Origin of the sequence: Chthonobacter rhizosphaerae (genome assembly GCF_013839525.1) — a bacterium.
GTDB classification, from domain to species: Bacteria; Pseudomonadota; Alphaproteobacteria; order Rhizobiales; family Pleomorphomonadaceae; genus Chthonobacter; species Chthonobacter rhizosphaerae.
This window is the reverse complement of sequence record NZ_JACDIS010000003.1, coordinates 396,376-414,726: the sequence shown is the minus strand read 5'-3', so window position 1 is coordinate 414,726 and position 18,351 is coordinate 396,376. Positions and strand designations below refer to the sequence as shown.

The following is an 18,351-nucleotide window of genomic DNA, read 5'->3' as shown; positions in this document are numbered from 1 at the left end:
CCGGAGGCGGTGATGGCCGACCAATCCGCCGCCCGCGGGCCGACCTGGACCAAGTGGCTCGTCGTCGCGGTACCCTACCTGTGGCTGCTGGTCTTCTTCCTGGCGCCCTTCGTGATCATCGTGAAGATCTCGCTGTCGCAGACGGCGATCGCCATGCCGCCCTACGCGCCGGTGTTCGACGGCCTGGCGACCTTCTGGGACAATGTGCGCGAGCTGTCGCTGGAGAACTACGTCTGGCTGACGGACGACCCGCTCTACTGGCGCTCCTACCTGTCCAGCCTGCGGATCGCCAGCCTGTCCACGCTGATGCTGCTCCTGATCGGCTACCCGATCGCCTACGCCATGGCGCGGGCGCCGAAGTCGATCCGGCCGACGCTGCTGATGCTGGTGATCCTGCCGTTCTGGACGTCGTTCCTGATCCGCGTCTACGCCTGGATCGGCATCCTGAAGCCGGAGGGGCTGCTGACCGTGGCGCTCCAGGGGCTGGGCGTGCTCGGCCCGGACGAGCAGGTGCGGATCATGAACACGGAGACGGCCGTCTTCATCGGCATCGTCTACTCCTACCTGCCGTTCATGATCCTGCCGCTCTACTCGGCGCTCGAAAAGCTGGACGGGACGCTGCTGGAGGCCGCTTCCGACCTCGGCTGCCCGCCCGTGGAAGCCTTCTGGGTGATCACCTGGCCGCTGTCGCTGCCCGGCGTGATCGCCGGCTGCTTCCTGTGCTTCATCCCGATCATGGGCGAGTTCGTGATCCCGGACCTCCTCGGCGGATCGGAGACGCTGATGATCGGCCGGACGCTCTGGAACGAGTTCTTCTCCAACCGCGACTGGCCGGTGTCGTCGGCCGTGGCGGTGGTGCTCCTCGTCATCCTGGTGGTGCCGATCATGGTCTTCCAGAACTACCAGAAGAAAATCTGACCGGAGCGCACCGATGAACCGCCGGCTCTCCTGGTTCAACGTCACGTCCCTGACGCTGGGCTTCGCGTTCCTCTACATTCCGATCCTGCTTCTGGTGATCTTCTCGTTCAACGAGTCGCGGCTCGTCACCGTGTGGGGCGGCTTCTCGACGAAATGGTACGGCGAGATGATCCGCAACCAGGCCCTGATGGACGCCGCCTGGGTGACCATCCGGGTCGCGGTTCTGTCGGCCACCATCGCGACGGTGCTCGGCACCCTGGCGGCCATCACCATGACGCGCTACGTGCGCTTTCCCGGGCGAATGCTGTTTTCCGGCATGATCTACGCGCCGCTGGTGATGCCGGAGGTGATCACCGGCCTGTCCCTGCTGCTCCTGTTCGTCGCCATGGACTTCAGCCGCGGCTTCTGGACGGTGACGATCGCCCACGTGACGCTGACCATGTGCTTCGTGGCGGTCGTGGTGCAGTCGCGGCTGGTGACCTTCGACGAGAGCCTGGAGGAGGCGGCGCAGGACCTCGGCTGCCCGCCGGCCAAGACCTTCTTCGCCATCACGCTGCCGCTGATCCTGCCGGCGGTGGTGGCCGGCTGGATGCTGGCCTTCACCCTGTCGCTCGACGACCTGGTGATCGCGAGCTTCAACACCGGCCCGGGCGCCACCACGCTGCCGATCAAGATCTACAGCCAGGTGCGGCTCGGCGTGACGCCGGAGATCAACGCGGTCTGCACAGTGATGATCGCCGTGGTGGCGGTCGGGGTGATCGCGGCCTCGCTCTACACCAAGCGGGCGCAGGTGGAGAAGGAGAAGGCGGAGCGCGCGGCGGTGCTGCAGGCGGGGTGACGGGAGGGAACTGAGGGCGGTTCCCCGCATCCGTTCTTGCAACAGCTTCACGGTTGGTGGCCTTGGTAAGAAGACAAAGACGACCCCTTCCGGGCGGCTTCGCCGGCCACCTTCCCCTGAGGGGAAGGATAACGTCCGTGTCGCCGCGCTGATCCTTCCCCTCAGGGGAAGGTGGCCCGAAGGGCCGGAAGGGGTTGTCTTCGCGTCCGGGCGGCGCGCCGTGCCGACCGGGGCTGGACGCGCGCCTCGCGCCGACCTGGGCCGGAAACGCGCCGTGCCCACCGAAGACCGGACGTTCGGGCGACCGGGACCGGGCGCGGATCCGGGCGCCATCGCCCTTCCGGGCATTTTGCCCTGCCGGGCGGCGGGATATGGTGCGGTGCGACGCGGGGCGACTCGGGATCGTGCCGAACGCCCTCTGGAGGAGACCCCGATGACCGACGCTCCGCTCTGGACCCCTTCGCCGGCCCGGGTCGCCGAGGCCGCCATGACGCGGTTCAAGACGTTCGCGGAGGAGCGGGCGGGGCGCGCTTTCGACGATACGGCGGCGCTGCACGCCTGGTCGGTGGCCGAGTCGGCCGCCTTCTGGGACGCGGTCTGGGACTTCTTCGAGGTGATCGGCGAGAAGGGCGAGCGGCGGCTGGTGGACGGCGACCGGATGCCGGGGGCGCGCTTCTTTCCGGACGCGACGCTGAACATCGCCGAAAACCTCCTGCGCCGGTCCGGCCCGGAGGACGCGCTGGTGTTTCGCGGCGAGGACAAGGCGTCGTCCCGCTGGTCGTTCGACGATCTCCGGGCGGCCGTCTCTCGGCTCCAGCAGGCGCTGAGGGCCGCCGGCGTCGGGCCGGGCGACCGGGTGGCGGGGCTGCTGCCGAACATGCCCGAAGCGGTGGCCGCCATGCTGGCGACGGCCTCGCTCGGCGCGGTCTGGTCGTCCGCCTCGCCGGACTTCGGGCCGCGCGGCGTGCTCGACCGGTTCGGCCAGATCGAGCCGAAGGTCTTCCTCGCCTGCGACGGCTACTGGTACGCCGGCAAGCGGATCGACATCGCCGACAAGCTGGCCGAGGTGGTGCCGGAGCTGCCGACCGTCTCGGCCGTGGTGATCGTGCCCTACCTCGGCCACGCGCCGGAGGTGGCGGCGCGGCTGGAGACGGCGGTGACGCTGGACGCCTTCGTGGCGCCGTTCGAGCCGGCGGCGCCGACGTTCGAGCGCATGCCCTTCGACCATCCGCTCTACATCCTGTTCTCGTCCGGCACCACGGGCGTGCCGAAGTGCATCGTCCACCGGGCGGGCGGCGTGCTGCTGCAGCACCTGAAGGAGCACGGCCTCCACGCGGACACGCGGCCCGGCGACCGGGTGTTCTACTTCACGACGCTCGGCTGGATGATGTGGAACTGGCTGGTGGGCGGGCTCGCGGCGGGGGCTACGCTGCTCCTCTACGACGGCTCGCCGTTCCATCCCTCCGGCGCCGTGCTCTTCGACTTCGCCGACCAGGAGGGCATGACGCTGTTCGGCACCTCGGCGAAATACATCGACGCGGTGAAGAAGGCCGGCCTCGTGCCCCGTGAGACGCACGACCTCTCCACGGTGCGGACGATCTGCTCGACCGGATCGCCGCTTGCGCCGGAGAGCTTCGACTTCGTCTACGAGGGCATCAAGGCGGACGTGCACCTCGCCTCCATCTCGGGCGGCACGGACATCGTCTCCTGCTTCGTGCTGGGGGATCCGACGCGGCCGGTGTTCAAGGGCGAGATCCAGGGCCCGGGCCTCGGCATGGCGGTGGAGGTGTGGGGCGATGACGGCAGGCCGGCGGCGGTGGGCGAGAAGGGCGAGCTCGTGTGCGTGAAGCCCTTCCCGGTGATGCCGCTGATGTTCTGGAACGACCCGGACGGCGCCAAGTATCGCGCCGCCTATTTCGAGCGGTTCGACAACGTCTGGTGCCATGGCGACTTCGCCGAGGTGACGGCCCACGGCGGCCTCGTCATCCATGGCCGGTCGGACGCGACCTTGAACCCCGGCGGGGTGCGGATCGGGACCGCGGAGATCTACGCCCAGGTGGAGCGCATCCCGGACGTGGTGGAGGCGCTCGCCATCGGCCAGGACTTCTACGGCGACGTGCGGGTGATCCTGTTCGTGCGCCTGAAGGACGGCGCGGAGCTGGACGCGGACCTGGAGAAGCGCATCCGCACCGAGATCCGGACCGGCGCCAGCCCCCGGCACGTGCCGGCCAAGATCCTGAGGGTTGCGGACATTCCGCGCACCAAGTCCGGCAAGATCACCGAGCTCGCCGTGCGCGACGTGGTGCACGGCCGGGCCGTGAAGAACAAGGAGGCGCTGGCCAACCCTGAGGCGCTGGACCTCTTCCGGGACCGTCCGGAGCTGAAGACGTAAGGCAGGACCGGCCCCGACGGAACGGGGCCGGACGGAGGCTCAGGCGCGCGGCGCGACCCCTGCGACGGCCGAGGCGAGCTGCGCCACCGTGAACGGCTTCTGCAGCATCGGGACGTCGACGTCGTCCGCGTCGAGGTCCGCGTGCCCGGTGAGGAGCAGGACCGCGAGACCCGGGCGGAGCCGCCGGACCTCGTCCATGAGCTCCCGGCCGGTCATCCGCGGCATGACGTGGTCGGTCACCACGAGGTCGAAGGCCGGGCCGGCCCTCAGTGCCTCGAGGGCCTCGGAGGCGGACGTCACGCCCGTGACCCGGTGGCCGAGCTCCTCCAGCATCGTCGCCGTGCTGGAGAGGACCAATTTGTCGTCGTCGACCGCCAGCACCTGCAGCGGAGCGCCGGATCCGGCGGTGGTCCGGGCCTCGGGCCCGGCGGGGGCGGGCGCCACGGCGACGTCCGCGACGGGGAGCCACAAGGTAACCTCGGTGCCGACGCCCGGCGTGCTGGCGACCTTCATGCGCCCGCCCGACTGGGTGACGAGGCCGTGGACCATCGAGAGCCCGAGCCCGGTGCCCTTGCCGACCTCCTTGGTGGTGAAGAAGGGTTCGATGGCGCGCGCCAGCGTGGCCGCGTCCATGCCCTCGCCGGTGTCCGCCACGGTGATGCGCACGTAGTCGCCCGCCGGCCCTTCCGGGGTGGAGGCGAGCCGCTCGGCGGCCGCCCGGATCCGCACCGTCCCGCCGTCCGGCATCGCGTCGCGCGCATTGACCAGGAGGTTCAGGATGGCGGTCTCCAGGTGGTTGGTATCCGTCAGCGCCATCGGCAGGTCCGGGGGGAAGTCCTCCTCGATCGAGATCTGCGGTCCGATGGTGCGGGCCAGGAGGTCGGACATGCTGCGGACGAGGTCCGGCACCGCGACCGGCTGGACCAGGAGATCCTGGCGCCGCGCGAAGGCCAGCATGCGCCGGATCAGCCCGGTGCCGCGCTCGGCCGCGTGGACGAGATTGTCCAGGATGGCGGCGGCGCGCGGGTCGGCGGGCGGACGCTTCTTCAGGATCTCCAGGCCGCCCAGGATGGCCGCCAGCAGGTTGTTGAAGTCGTGCGCGATGCCGGCGCTGAGCTGGCCGACGGCCTCCATCTTCTGCGACTGGAACAGGATTTCGCGCGCCTCCTCCAGCTTGCGCTGGTTCTCCACCCGCTCGCTGATGTCGCGCGTGACCTTGGCGAACCCCACGAGGGCGCCGCTCTCGGAGCGGACGGGATCGATGATGACGTGCGCCATGAAGCGACTGCCGTCCTTGCGCACGCGCAGGCCTTCCTGCTCGAAGCGGCCCTCCCGGGTGGCGATCTCCAGCGCGCGCCGGGGCAGGCCCGCGGCGCGGTCCTCGTCCGTGTAGAAGGCGGAGAAGTGCCGCCCGAGGATGTCCGCCGCCGAATAGCCCTTGATCCGCTCCGCCCCGGCATTCCAGCTCGACACGTTGCCCTGCAGGTCGAGCATGAAGATGGCGTAGTCGGTGACGCTCTGGACGAGGAGGCGGAACTGTTCCTCGCTGCGGCGGAGCGCCAGCTCGGCCTCGCGCCGCTCGGAAAGGTCGCGGGTGACCTTGGCAAAGCCGATCAGGTCGCCGCTCGGGCTCCGGATCGGGTCGATGACCACATAGGCCCAGAAGCGGGTGCCGTCCTTGCGGACGCGCCAACCCTCCGCCTCGAAGCGTCCCTCGCGGTCCGCCACGCGAAGCGCGGTGGCGGGCAATCCGGCCTTTCGATCCTCCTCCGTGTAGAAGCGGGAGAAGTGGGTGCCGACCACGTCGGCCTCCTCGTAGCCCTTGAACCGGCGGGCGCCGGGATTCCAGCTCGCGATGATCCCGTTCGGATCGAGCATGTAGATGGCATAGTCAGTGATGGCGTCGACGAGCAGGCGATAGCGATTGCCGTCAAGCGACACGTGGATCCGATCCTGAGAACACATGGCTTCCCCGAAAGCCTCGAACGGTTCTTAACCGCTGCCGCCAGGGAATGTTCCCGGCCGGACGGGGCTTGCGCCGTTCTGTTGCGCGGCCGCCACAGGGCCGGGCGTGCGGCGGGCGTGCGCAGGGCCATTGGAAGGCGGGCCGTGCTGGACTTGAAGGCGCCTCAGACCGCCGGCGCGGCGGTGGCCTCGACGACGGCGTCGTCGGACGCCGGGCTGCGGCGGCTCGCCTTCGGGGCGTCGCGGAAGGAGGAGCGGGCGAGGAAGATGACGGGCGCGAGGCCGGCGATCACGATGGTGAGCGCCGCGATGGAGCCGTCCTCGTAGGTGCCCCGGGCCGCCTCCCCATAGACGGTGGTGGCGAGGGTCTCGAAGTTGAACGGCCGCAGCATCAGGGTGAGCGGCAGCTCCTTCATGCAGTCGACGAAGACGAGAAGGCCGGCGGCCGCGATCGCCGGCCTGAGAAGCGGCACGTGGATGCGCGCCACCGTGCGCAGCGGCCGGGCGCCGAGGGTGCGGGCCGCCATGTCGAGGCTGGGCGGGATCTTGGTGAGGCCGGCCTCGATGCCGCCGGACGACACGGCGAGGAACCGGATGGCGTAGCCGAGCACCAGCACGATGCCCGTGGAGGAGAGGATGAGGCCGACCCGCTCGCCGGTGAGGCCGCGCCACGTATCGGCGATCAGGTTGTCGAGGCCGGCGAAGGGCATCAGCATGCCGGCGGCGAGAACGGTGCCGGGGACGGCGTAGCCGAGGCTGGACAGGCGGACGAGCGAGCGCGCCGCCCGGTGGCGGGCGAACCGGCCCGTGTAGGCGATGACGAGGCCGGCCAGAATGGTCGCCACCGTGGCGCCGGCGGAGACGCCGAGGGTGTTCGCCACCCAGCCGGGGAAGGCGTTCGGCAGGCCGTGCTCCAGGAGGCGCCGGGCGGCGTGGTGGACGAGATAGCTCGCCGGGACGAGGAAGCCGACGGCGATCGGCAGCGCGCAGGCGGCGGTGGCGGCGAGGCCGCCGAGGCCGGAAAGGGTTTCCGGCACGGCCGTGCGGGTCTTCGACGAGCGGCTGACGAAGCGCTGGCGGCGGCGGGCGGCGCGCTCCAGGGTGACCAGGAGCACCACGAAGGCCAGCATGACGAGGGCGATCTGGGCCGCGCCCTCGATGGACGAGCGGGTGACCCAGGTGCTGTAGATGGCGACCGTGAGGGTGCGCACGCCGAGGAATTCGGACGCGCCGATGTCGTTGAGCGCCTCCATGAGGGCGAGGCTGGCGCCGACCGCCACGGCGGGGCGGGCGAGGGGGAGCGCCACCCGCCAGAACACGCGCCGGCGCGACGACCCGAGGGTGCGGGCCACTTCCACCAGGGCGGGCGACTGCATCATGAAGAGCGCCCGGGCGGGCAGGTAGACATAGGGGTAGAGAACGAAGCCGAGGAGCACGATGGCGCCCGGGAGCGAGCGGATCTCCGGGAACCAGAGGTCGCGCGGGCTGGCGAGGCCGAGGACGCCGCGGATCGCCGTCTGAACCGGGCCGACCGGGTGGAGGACGTCCAGATAGGCGTAGGCGACGATGTAGGTGGGCACCGCGAGCGGCAGCAACAGCGCCCATTCGAACAGGCGCCGCCCGGGGAAGCGGTACATGGCGACGAGCCAGGCGGTGCCGACGCCGACCGCCGACACGATGAGGCCGACGCCGGCGAGGAGGAGGAGGGTCGTCTGCAGCGCCGCCGGCAGGATGGTGCCGGCGAGATGGGGCCAGAGGTCGCCCGAGCCCTTGGCGGCGTAGTAGACGAGGCCGCCGACGGGGGCGAGGACGCCCGCCACGATGACGCCGCTCGCCAGCATCCAGAGGTGGCCGGACGTGTCGCGCGCGCGCGGGCCCGGACCGCCGGCCCCGGTTCCAATCCGGAAGGAACGGCCGTCCGGCCGTGGTCCGCGCGTTGCCTTGCCGGTCATCGGGTCCTCATGGCGACGCCCGGCCGTTCGGGAACACCGAAGGCCGGGCGGATCGGGTCGGTCGCCCGGGCGGTCGCCGGGCGGGTGGAGCAGGGCGGGGGCGCCCCGCCGGATCAGTTGTCGAAGCCGACCTCGTCGACGAGGAGGCTGGCGTCCTTGCGGTTCTTGACGATGTCTGTCACCGGGGTCGGGTCCACGGTGAGCTGGCCGAGTTCGGCGATGATCGGGTCCGGGGAGACGCCCGCGCGCACCGGATACTCGAAGTTGGCCTTGGCGTAGATCTCCTGGGCCTCCTCGGAGACCAGGAATTCCATGAGCTTGACCGCATTGTCCTTGTTCGGGGCATTCTTGGCGAGCGCCGCGCCGGACACGTTCACGTGGGTGCCCTTGCCGTCCTTGAAGGTGGGCAGGACGACCTCGATGGCGTCGGCCCAGGTCTTCTGCTCGTCGCCGCCGCTGCCGGAGCGCATCAGGCCGACATAGTAGGAGTTGCCGACGCCGATGTCGCAGAGGCCGGCCAGGATGTCCTTGGCGACATCGCGGTCGCCGCCGCCCGGCTTGCGGGCGAGGTTGGCCTTGACGCCTTCCAGCCAGGTCTTGGCGGCCTCGCGGCCGTCCTTGGTGATGACCGTGGCGATGAGGGCGGTGTTGTAGGGATGCTGGCCGGAGCGCAGGCAGACCTTGCCCTTCCACTTGGGATCGGCGAGATCCTCGTAGGTGATCTTGTCGTCGGTCACCCGGTCCTTGGACACGTAGAGCACGCGGGCGCGGGCCGAGAGGGCGTACCAGCTGCCGGCCGGGTCGCGCAGGCTCTCCGGCACCGCCTGGTTCAGCGCCTCGGACTCGATCGGCTGGGTGAGGCCGCGGTCGGCGAGGTCGGCGAGGTTGCCGAAGTCCACCATCATCATCAGGTCGGCGGGCGAATTGGCGCCCTCGGCGGCGACGCGTTCGGCGAGGCCTTCCTTCATGAAGATGGTGTTGACCGTGATGCCGGTCTCCTTGGTGAAGGCGTCGAACAGCGGCTGGGCGAGGCCCGGCTCGCGCGTGGTGTAGACGTTCACCTCGGCGGCGACCGCCGGAAGGGCCGTCAGGACGGTGGCGGCGAGGGCGGCGAGAAGGCTGCTGGACTTCGACATCGATCGACTCCAATCGGCAGGGGGCAAGGCCCTGTCATCGGGACGGTCGCGTGGCGACCGTGGTGCGGGAGGATCTAGGCCGGAGCGGGCGGCGCTGTCAATCGAATTTGCCGTTCAATATCAACAACTTGGGTCACGCCTCCTTGGAACGATTCCAAAAACTTGGCTAAGTTGCTCCAGTTATTCGCGGAATGTTGAGCCTCCGGAGCAGGTTTTCAGGGAGCGTCTGACGCGTGGCCGGAGGTCGCACGGACTGAGCGCGCGGCGGCCGGCCACGCTCCAGCTTGCCGGGAGGGGGCGGACGAGGGCGCGGCGGGCGCCGCGCCGAGGTCCCGGCCCGTCACTCGGCGAGGACGCGGGTGGACGGGAAGGTCACCTGCACGAGGGTGCCCTGGCCGAGCGCGCTGTCGATGCGGAAGGCCGCCCGGTTCGCCTCCACCAGCGCCTTGGTCAGCGGCAGGCCGAGGCCGGTGCCGCGCCCCGGCCGGGTGGTGTGGAGCTGGCGGAAGGGTTCGAGCGCCTTCTCGACGTCCTCCGGGCTCATGCCGGGGCCGGTGTCGCGGACGCGGAGCGCCACCTCGCCGCTGTCCTCGTAGAGGGTGGAGACGATCACCTGGCCGCCCGGCTGGTTGAACTTGATGGCGTTGGATAGGAGGTTGAGCACGATCTGGCGCAGGCTCCGGTGGTCCGCCACCACGCTCGGCAGGCTGGAGGAGAGGGACGTGCGGATGATGATCCGCTCGCGGTTCGCCTGCGGCTGCATGAGGGCGACGCACTCGCGCACCACCTCGTTGACCGGCACCGCCTCGAAGGAAAGGTCCAGCTTGCCCGCCTCGATCTTGGAGAGATCCAGGAGGTCGTTGACGAGGCTCATGATGAGCGTGCCGGAAATGTGGATGTCGCGCAGGTATTCCTTGTAGCGCTCGCTGCCGACAGGGCCGAACCGCTCTTCCATCATCACCTCGGAGAAGCCGATGATGGCGTTGAGCGGCGTGCGGATCTCGTGGCTGATCTTGGCGAGGAAGTCGGACTTCTGCGACGAGGCGGTCTCGGCCGACCGCTTGGCGGTGGTGAGCTCCTCCTCGGCGCGCTTCCACTGGGTGATGTCGCGCAGGACCGCGCAGAACCGGCCCGGCGACACCCGGCCGACCGTCATGAAGAGGGGCACGAGGCCGCCGCGCCGGACCCGGCCGATCACCTCGCGGCCGTCGTTGAGGACGCTGGCGACGCCGTTGCGGGCGAGGCCGTCCAGGTAGTCGAGCGCGTCGCGGTGGCTTTCCGGCGCCAGATAGTCGATCAGCGGGGCGCCCACCATCGCCTCCCGCTCGGCCCCGAACAGGGCCTCCGCCGACCGGTTGGCACCCAAGATGGCGCCGCGATCGTCGATGACGAGCACGCCGTCGGTGGCGGTGTCCAGGATGGCCTCCAGCTCGCCGACGCGGGCCTCGGCGGCCTCGGCGCGCATCTGCCCGGTGGCCTTGGCGGTCTCCTGGACCACCAGCATGGACGCGATGGAGCCCTGGAAGCCGATGCTGTGGAGCCGGACGTGCACCGGCACCTCCACGCCGTCGCGCCGGCGGATCGCCGGCAGACGGTGATCGCGCATGAGCGGGCTGCCGACGAAGGCTTCGGCGAAGCCGCCGGCGTCGTCGAGCGCGGCGAAGTCCGGGTAGCCGGACAGCTCCAGGAAGGCGCGGTTGACGGCCACCGCCTCGCCCTGGCGCAGGATGGCGACGGCGAGCGGCAGCCGGTCCAGGATGGAAAGCTCGATGGTCGGGACGGGCGCGGGGGCGGAAACGGGTTCGTCGGGGGCCGCCGGTTCGCCGTCCGGGGCCGTCTCGTCGTCAAGGATCCGCGGCCCCGGATCGACGGCCGGAGCCGGGGCCTGCCGGTCCTGGCGACTGTCTTGGCGACTATCCGGGCGACTGTCCTGGCGACTGTCGTGGTGACCGTCGTCCAGCCGGGCGCCGAGGGCCTCGGCGATCTTCTGGAACGCTTCCCGCTCCGGACGGGACAGCTGGCGCATGGCAGCGTCGGTGTCCCGGTAGAGCGGCTCCGGCGGCAGGGGCCGCGCCGACATGGAAGCGGGGACGACCTCGCCGAGGGGCGGCTCGCTCCAGGCGACGTCGTCCTCCGACGGGTCCGGCTCCTCGACGAGGCCGAGGGCGGCGTCGTCCGGCTGGGGCGGCCCGGGCTCGAACGGGACTTCGTCGGGTTCGGCGGAGGCTGCCTCGGTGACGAAATCCGCCGGTGCGGCGGCTTCCTCGGCCTGCTCGCCGTCCGGCTGCGCGGGCTCTTCCGGCTGGAGCACCACGTCGGCCTCGGCAAGGTCGGCTGCGGGCTCGTCCGGCAGGATGGCCACGATGGCGTCGGCCAGAGCGGGATCCGGCGCGTCGCCGGAGGTCTCCGACCCGGCGGCGGGGTCCGCCTCGGTCACGGTGTGCGGGGCGGCGTCGGGAGCATCGAGGGCGAAGCCGGTCTCGGCATGCGGCCCGGCGGCCGGTTCGGAGCGGTCCTCGCCGGCGTGGTGGACCGTGTCCTCCACGTCCGGTTCCGCGACTTCGGCCTCGTCGGCGTCCCGGCGGTCCGGGCCGGCGCCGTAGAGCAGGGACTCCGCCGCGTAGATGCGGTCCGGATCGAGCCCGATGACGGCGCTTTCGGGCTCCTCGATGGCGGTGGGCAGCACGATCACCGGCTCGTCCACCACGATGGCGGGCGCCTCGGCGGCGGCGAGATCGGCCTCGCCGGTGACCTCCGGCGAGGGCAGCGGCTCGACGGTGCTCGGCTCGGCCCGAGCCGGAGCGAACAGGCGGCCGACCACGGACGCGGCGGCGGCGACCGCCACCAGGGCGGCCGAGAGCGGGTCCGGCGCGCGCGCGGGCTCGGCCGGAGAGGGCTCGGACACTGCCGGCTCGGACGGCAGCGGCTCGGCCGGAGAGGGCTCGGACAGCGCTGCGTCGACGGCGGCGGGCTCGTCGATCACGGTGGGATCGGGCGTGTGCGCGGCGGACGGCGGGAGGTCGTCGTCGGCGGGCGCCGGATGGGCCGGGTTCGAGACAGCCTCCGGCGTGTCCGGGGAGTCGATTTCGGCCGGGGGCGCGACCTCCGGAAGGGGCGCGTCCGGCGCGTCGGCCAGACCGGGGGACCGGGCTGGTGCCGGCGCGGCGGAGGCCAGGGGGAAGGGGACCACGCGATCGGCGGCCGGGAAGGCGGCGCCGCTCTTGGCGATGCCGAAGCCCCGGTAGCCCTTGAAGGCCCGGTCCCGGCCGAACACCGGCATGCCGGCGAGGTCCACGGGCAGACGCAGCGGCGCGCCCTCCACGGGCCAGTCCACGGTGAGGCCGGTGAAGGTGTCGTGGCGGGCGAGGGCGGCCTGGATCCGGCCGCGCGGATCGAGGCCGAGGCGGGCGGCCACGTCCGCCCATGTCTCGCCGCTCCGGGGCGCGGCGGCGGGCCCGACCACGGCGCCGAACTCCTCCGACACGAAGCTGAAGGCGAGCGCCGGATCGAGCTCGAACACGAAGCGCACCGAGCGGCCGTGGTCCGGAAAGACGAAGCCGGGGTCGGCGGACCGCGCGTCCGTCACGGCGGCTGTGTGGGGCGGGGACGGCTCTACGGGTTCCGGGGCGGGGATGAGGTCCGGGGTGGCCGTCTCGGCCAGCGGGGCGTCGGCTCGGGAATCGTTGGCCAGGGGATCGTCGGCCAGACGAGTGTCACGGGTATCGGCGGGGGCGGTCGCCGACGGATCCGTCGCGACGGACTCGGCGGTCGGGGGCGCGTCGAGCAGGGACGATGCGTCGTCCGGTGCGGGATATGCGCCGGCCGTGGTCGCCTCCGGGCCGGTGTCCGGGTCCGAGGCGGCCTCCACATCCTCCAGGGCGGCGGCGAGCCGGGGCGGCAGGACCGTCAGGACGTCCGAGGCGGGCGGTTCGGCGCCGGCCGGCTCCGCCGCGAGGTCGTCGACCGCGTCCGGGGCGACCGCGTCGGGCGCGTCCTCGTCCGCCGCGTCCGGACGGGCTCCGTAGCCGGCAACGTCCGGGTCCGACGCTCCGGCGAACGGGTCTTCGACCCCGTAGTCGGCGCCATAGTCGCCGGCAGGCTCCGAGAGCGCGTCTTCGGCTGAGACGGCTTCGGGGGGCAAGGCTGGCGGACCGTCCGGCGGGTCCGACAGGACGACGGCCGGCTCGGCTTCGGCGACAACGGCGGGCGCCTCGGCTTCGGAGAGGTCGTCCTCCGGATCCGGCGCGGGCTGGTCGGGGGCGGTTCGGGGTTCGCTCTCGTCGGGTCCGTCGCCGAGGACGGCGGCCACGCCCGTTCCGGCGGTCGGGACCGTATCCGGTTCGGCGGCCGGGTCCGGTTCGGCGGCCGCGTCTGACGGTGCGGCGCCGGCGTCGCCGGGAGAGCCGAAGAGGGCGACGAAGGCCGCCCGGGCGTCTTCGGCGGTGGCGAAGCGCGACGACCGGTCGAGCACCACCAGGAGAAGGCCGCGCGTGCCGGCGAACCGGAAGCGGCTCGCCCGGCAGACGACTGTCAGCGGCACCAGGGTGCGCGACAAGGGCACCCGGTCGGTGCGCGCCTCGCCGGGGCCGAGCTGGCCGTCGATGGCGGCGACGCGCCGCGCGGTGGGGTGGCCGGCGGAGAAGCCGAGCGCCGCCAGGTCGTGAAGCGAGCGAACGCCGAGGTGCTCTGCGCCGGCGGCGTTGACGAACAGGAGCCGGGTGCCCCGGCGGTCGAACAGGAAGACCGGGCGCACGTCCTCGATCAGGGCCGCAACCGACGGATCGGCTGCGGCGGCAAGGAAGACGTCATCCAGGTCGGCCATGCCGTCCCTCCCGTTCGCGGCCCGCCGGATGCGTGGCCGCCCCCTCATACAGACCCGCCGCCTTCGCGTCAGGGCTCCGCCGCCGCGCCGAGGCGGGCGTCGTTAAGCCTTCGTTAATACCCCGCCGTGTCGCGGAAGGCCACTCTCCGACCGGTCGCCGTCGCCGCCGGATGGCATCACCGTTAATGGGCCCGGCGATACGGGCTTTCGTTCCCGTTTGCCTGTGGAGATCGAACGTGGTGAACTTGGCATGCGGCCGACCTGGCCCTTTGTCGGCCCCGGGACGAGAGGAGACGATCATGGCGAGCAACGAGCGCACCGGGATGGGTGGCGGGCCGGACGGACTCGATCCGACGGGCAGCTTCCGGGCTGCCGCGGAACAGACCGTCGACCAGGCCCGCAAGGCTTTCGACGACGCCCTCGGCCTCGCCCAGAAGGCGATCGGCGGGATGGAGACCAACGCCGCCTCCCTGCAGTCGAACCTCCAGGAGATGACCCGCGAGACGCTGGATTTCGCCGGCGCCTCGGCCGAAGCGGCCTTCACCCTCGTGGAACAGCTCTCCAAGGCCAAGGATCCGGCCGAGATCGCCGCCATCCAGAAGGCCTTCCTGGAAGCCCAGATGCAGCGGCTCGGCCGTCAGGCGCGGGTGTTCGGGGACAACGCGATCCGGACCGCGCAGGACCTGACCAAACCGTTCGAGCGGTGACCCGGCGGGCCGTGCGAACACCCCGAAAAGGCCCGGACGCGGGGCCTTAGACTTTTTGCGCTGCGGGGTCATGTTGCATTGCAGCATGACTTGGCCTATATTTGCGGAAGCGATCGGGACTGGACGTGTACGGAGTGGTGTCAGCCTCCGATCTGATGATCATGACGCGGAAGGAGAACGCCATGGTGGATGAGGTCGAGAAGATCACCCCGGCGAAGCCGGTCAAGGACGCTGCCGAGAAGACCGTGCGGACCGCCAAGCTGGCCGCCGCCCCGAAGCCGGAGACGGTGGAGGCCTTCACGATGGCTCCGGCCGAAATGCCGGAGGTGTTCCGGGACATGGCCGAGAAGTCGGTCAAGCAGGCCAAGGAACACTATGAGAAGATGCGCGCGGCCGCCGAAGAGGCGACCGACATGCTGGAAGACCAGTTCGAGACGGCCCGCAACGGCTTCGTCGAGCTGAACGCGAAGGCGATCGAGGCGGCCAAGGCCAACGCCGACGCGACCTTCCGCTTCGCCAAGGACGTGCTGGCGGTCAAGTCCGTCGCCGAGATCATCGAGCTGCAGACCGCCTTCGCGCGCCAGCAGTTCGATCTCGTGTCGGCGCAGGCCAAGGAGATGCAGGATCTCCTGACCAAGTACACGACCGAGACCCAGCAGCCGGTGAAGGAAGCCTTCACCAAGATCTTCAAGGACGTGCGCGCGGCCTGACCGGCGCGCCCGGCAACCCGCCGGGTCCCTCTCCGGCCGCCGGCCCGAAGCCGGCGACCGGCGATCCATCGAAAAACGCCCGGTGCCGCCGCGCCGGGCGTTTTTCCGTTCGGGGATCAGGCCCGCGGGCGCGACGCCCGCCCGGCGCCTCCTTTTGCTGGGAAGTGTGGCGGGCGAGGCAACCGCCCGGCGTCTCTTTTCGCTCGCGAGCCAGACGGGCGGGACCCCCGCCCGGGCCCAAACGGGCTTCGCCGCCAACGGCTTCGGGGTGATGGCGTCTTTGCTCTTGCAATGCCCTTCGGATCAAATTAGGTTCCGCCTCGCTTCACGCAGGCAGCTGTAGCTCAGTTGGTTAGAGCGTCGGATTGTGGCTCCGAAGGTCCCCCGTTCGAGCCGGGGCAGCTGTACCATTTCTCTTGAAGCCCATTCTCTTCATGCATCTGGTGGTCGGGAAAGCGCGGTCGTGATGCCCGGTCGCGCCCCGTGGAGAGTCGCGGCCCGGCCGCGCCGGCGAATTCCGTCCACGCTCATTTCGGGCGCGGGTCCGGCGCTGCGGGTGATGGGCTGGGGCAAGGTCCCCAAGGCTCCGCCTCCAGATCTGTCGCCGAACCGGCAGCCCGGCGCTTCCTTGGCGGACGGGGGCTCTCGAGACAGGTCCTGACATACCGATCGCCGGTCCGGAGGCGATGACGTCCGTCGCTGACGATCGTCCGGTCGTCCGACTGCTGAACCATGGCACGACCGGAACGCGGCGCGAGGCCCGGGTTCGGCCGAGGTCTCGGCAACGAAAAGCCCCCGCTCCGGGGCGAACGGGCAAGGGCGCCTGCGCGCCGCTTGCCGCGCCTGCTACGGGCGGGGGCTGATGGTGTACCAGACGGGCGCTCGCAGCATCAGGCGAGCGCGGGAACAGACCGGGTCGGAGTACATCCGTCCTGACCGGGTCGCGACGGCGGCGGCGTTGATGCACGCCGCGCCGAAGTCCACCAGTATCCGCTGGGATAGCCGTGATATGGGAGGCCCCGCGGGCGGTTTCAAGACGCGGCGGCGTCGGTCCGCCGGGCCCGCGAGCGGGCAAGCGTCAGGCCTGGTTGGTTTCCGACACGGGGGCGGGATCGGCCTCGCCGCGGTAGTCCTCCATCGGGATCGGACCGCCGAGCCGGTCCACCTTGGCGGCGTCGTCGGCCGGGAGCGTCCCGGCGAAGAGGTCCAGCGTCTTCCAGGCGGGGAAGGGCTGACGGCCCTCGGTGTCGGGCACGTGCGGCGACAGGGTCGTGCCGGCGGCGCGGTGGATGTAGCGGCCGCAGTTCACGTAGATCTGGGTGGTCGTCACCCGCACCGCGTAGTCGGCGCCCGGATAGTGGGCGAGGAGGGCGGCATCGTCGGATATGTCCGCGGTGCCCTGGATGCGGAGGCGGTTCGGCTGCTCGAAATCGATGAGGAGCAAGCCGACCTCCGGATTGGCGGCCATGTTGCCGAGGGAGAGGTACATGCCGTTCCCGTCGTAGATCGGGAAGACGAGCTCGCTCGGGCCCGTGACGCGGACGAAACCGGGCGCGCCGCCCTTGTAGGAGACCGTCGGGCGGCCGTTCTCGTCCACGGTGCTGAGGAAGAACATGGGCACGGACTGGACGAACGCGATGGCGCGCTCGTCGAACGTCGGCTGGGCCAGCGCCTCCAGGCGGTCGGCGAGCCGGCGCGTGCCGTTCTCGTCCTGGAACCGCCGGTGGGTCTCTCCGAAGAACTTGGACATGTCCTACCCCTTGTTGCGTCGCCCGTTCGGCGATCGTTGAGGGAAGGCTACGCGCGCCGTCGTCCGGGCCGTGTGCGGCGATCGGTCACTCGCCAAAATGGCGAGCGGTCGAAATGGCGATGTTCGGCGTGGGCAGGCGAGGGGCGCGGGGGAGCGCCCCTGGCACCGTCGTCAGGCGTCGAGGTCGGCGGCGAGGATGCGGCCGATCTCGGCGAACGCGCGGTTGCGGTCGTCGAACGACGCGGCGGTGTCAGCCATGTAGACGGCGGCCAGAACCGGCTCGCCGTCGCCCGGCCAGATGACGGCGACGTCGGCGGTCGCGCCGTTCTCGCCCGTGCCGGTCTTGTCGCCGACGCGCCAGTCGTCAGGCAGGCCGGCGCGCAGGCGCGCATCGCCGGTGGTGTTGGCGATCATCCAGCCGGCGAGACGTTCCCTGGACGCGTCCGAGAGGGACCCGCCGAACAGGAGTTCCCGCAGGTCCGCCGCCATGGCGGCGGGCGTGGTGGTGTCGCGCGGGTCGCCCGGACGCGCCTCGTTCAGCGCCGTCTCCCAGCGGTCGAGGCGGGTGTCGCGGTCGCCGAGCGAGCGGGCGAAGGCGGTGATGGCCTCCGGGCCGCCGAGCGCCTGGAGGATGAGATTGCCGGCGGTGTTGTCGCTCCGGGTCACGGCCGCATGGCAAAGATCCGCCAGGGTCATGCCGGTCTTCACGTGCCGTTCGGTCTCCGGCGAGTAGGTGACCAGATCGCGGCTGCGGTAGCGGACGAGCCGGTCGAGGCTTTCCGCGCCCGCATCCACACGGTTGAGGAGGGCGGCGGCGGCCAGCACCTTGAACGTGCTCGCCATCGGGAAGCGTTCGTCCTGCCGGTGCGTCCAGCGGGGGCCGGACCGGACACCCACGACCGCCACGCCGATCCGGCCGCCGAGCCGCTTCTCCAGGTCCGCGATCCGGGTTTCCGGGCTTTTCCGGCCGGTGGACGCGGCCTCGGCGCGAACGGCCGGGCCGAAGGCGGCGATGGCGGCGAGGCCTGCCGTGATGAGGGTGAAGCACCGTCGGGTCGGACGCTGGGTCATGCTGGATCTCCGGTCTCGGGACTGGGACAGGGGGGGCGAGCGGCCACCGGCCGCATCACCGGGATAGACCTGTGGGACACGTCCTCACAA

General features: G+C 71.1%; 11 protein-coding genes and 1 tRNA gene. 6 read left to right on the top strand and 6 right to left on the bottom strand.

All coding sequences use genetic code 11. From position 1 onward, the window contains the following. Positions 1–12: 12 nt before the first annotated feature. From HND91_RS08110 to HND91_RS08100, 3 genes are all read left to right on the top strand, one after another. The gene (locus tag HND91_RS08110) at positions 13–918 is read left to right on the top strand and encodes an ABC transporter permease subunit (protein ID WP_181706039.1); all 906 of its coding nucleotides are present in this window, start codon (positions 13–15) and stop codon (positions 916–918) included. A gap of 13 nt (positions 919–931) precedes the next feature. Next, positions 932–1,756 carry an ABC transporter permease gene (locus HND91_RS08105; RefSeq protein ID WP_181706038.1) on the top strand — a complete coding sequence of 275 codons (825 nt, stop codon included), beginning with the start codon at positions 932–934 and terminating at the stop codon, positions 1,754–1,756. A gap of 433 nt (positions 1,757–2,189) precedes the next feature. Continuing rightward, positions 2,190–4,148 (top strand): acetoacetate--CoA ligase, encoded by a 1,959-nt coding sequence (locus HND91_RS08100; RefSeq protein ID WP_181706037.1) that lies wholly within the window; start codon positions 2,190–2,192, stop codon positions 4,146–4,148. Between the two features lie 39 nt (positions 4,149–4,187). Here HND91_RS08100 and HND91_RS08095 read toward each other — a convergent pair whose 3' ends face one another. From HND91_RS08095 to HND91_RS22640, 4 genes are all read right to left on the bottom strand, one after another. Continuing rightward, the gene (locus tag HND91_RS08095; protein WP_181706036.1) at positions 4,188–6,113 is read right to left on the bottom strand and encodes a hybrid sensor histidine kinase/response regulator; all 1,926 of its coding nucleotides are present in this window, start codon (positions 6,111–6,113) and stop codon (positions 4,188–4,190) included. Positions 6,114–6,277: 164 nt separating this feature from the next. Further along, positions 6,278–7,954, bottom strand: a complete 1,677-nt coding sequence (locus HND91_RS08090; RefSeq protein ID WP_246329368.1) for an ABC transporter permease — start codon at positions 7,952–7,954, stop codon at positions 6,278–6,280. 224 nt (positions 7,955–8,178) lie between these two features. Further along, entirely contained in the window at positions 8,179–9,201 is a 1,023-nt protein-coding gene (locus HND91_RS08085; RefSeq protein WP_181706034.1) for a Fe(3+) ABC transporter substrate-binding protein, read from the bottom strand. 340 nt (positions 9,202–9,541) lie between these two features. Beyond that, positions 9,542–14,023: an ATP-binding protein gene (locus HND91_RS22640; RefSeq protein WP_246329351.1), complete on the bottom strand. Its 4,482-nt coding sequence runs from the start codon at positions 14,021–14,023 to the stop codon at positions 9,542–9,544. A gap of 299 nt (positions 14,024–14,322) precedes the next feature. Here HND91_RS22640 and HND91_RS08075 point away from each other — a divergent pair, with 299 nt between their 5' ends. From HND91_RS08075 to HND91_RS08065, 3 genes are all read left to right on the top strand, one after another. Then, positions 14,323–14,730 (top strand): phasin family protein, encoded by a 408-nt coding sequence (locus tag HND91_RS08075; protein ID WP_181706033.1) that lies wholly within the window; start codon positions 14,323–14,325, stop codon positions 14,728–14,730. A 182-nt stretch (positions 14,731–14,912) separates the two neighbouring features. Beyond that, positions 14,913–15,440, top strand: coding sequence for a phasin (locus HND91_RS08070; RefSeq protein WP_181706032.1), 528 nt, complete (start codon positions 14,913–14,915; stop codon positions 15,438–15,440). 333 nt (positions 15,441–15,773) lie between these two features. Continuing rightward, a tRNA-His gene (locus tag HND91_RS08065) sits at positions 15,774–15,850 on the top strand. Positions 15,851–16,518: 668 nt separating this feature from the next. Here the strand turns inward: HND91_RS08065 and HND91_RS08060 are convergent. Both HND91_RS08060 and bla read right to left on the bottom strand, forming a co-directional pair. Continuing rightward, complete coding sequence (locus tag HND91_RS08060) at positions 16,519–17,190, bottom strand: pyridoxamine 5'-phosphate oxidase family protein (protein ID WP_181706031.1); 672 nt, start codon at positions 17,188–17,190, stop codon at positions 16,519–16,521. A 171-nt stretch (positions 17,191–17,361) separates the two neighbouring features. Further along, positions 17,362–18,261 carry a class A beta-lactamase gene (gene bla, locus HND91_RS08055; protein ID WP_181706030.1) on the bottom strand — a complete coding sequence of 300 codons (900 nt, stop codon included), beginning with the start codon at positions 18,259–18,261 and terminating at the stop codon, positions 17,362–17,364. Positions 18,262–18,351 lie beyond the last annotated feature (90 nt).